This is a genomic window from Methylobacterium sp. J-072 (genome assembly GCF_022829425.1).
In the GTDB taxonomy this organism is placed as follows: Bacteria; Pseudomonadota; Alphaproteobacteria; order Rhizobiales; family Beijerinckiaceae; genus Methylobacterium.
In genome coordinates, this window is sequence record NZ_JAKSYK010000043.1 from 1 (window position 1) to 498 (window position 498).

The 498-nt window shown below is 58.2% G+C and carries 1 pseudogene; it reads right to left on the bottom strand.

Annotated features, from left to right (window positions below):
* Positions 1-366: 366 nt before the first annotated feature.
* Positions 367-498: pseudogene (locus tag MKK67_RS04370) on the bottom strand (porin family protein); the annotation flags it as partial.

Sequence of the window (498 nt, forward strand, 5' to 3'; positions counted from 1 at the left end):
TTCATTTGGCGAGTCCTTTAATCGTTCGAATGGTATTTGATATTATCTTTCGCGATCAGTCTAATCAAAAAATGGAACTGACTGACACAATGCCGATGCTGTTTTGCTTCTGCTGCTTTAGTTCCTGGGACGTCCTCTTCCACACATCACGTACGGGGGCGGGGTGACCCAACCGGAAGCCCCCCAGCACTCAAGTGGGCGCCCTTCACTTCAAGGCTTGATGTCCCCGCCGGGCCAGGCCGATCGGGCTAGGGATGCGAAGGTCAACCTGGTTATAACATCTTCTGCGGCAAATGGCGTTGAAGAGGACCAGTCCCACACCCGCCTGCCGCATACCCCTGCCCGAAGGCCGAGTGCAGCTCGATCTTAGTACGTGGCTAACTTGTAGTTCAGGCCGGCGCGGACCACGGCGAACTCGTCGTCGCGGCGACCGATCGGGCTGGAATAGGCCGGGGCGAGGTTGGCGGCGTTGACGAGCAGGACGCCCTGGTTGCGGGT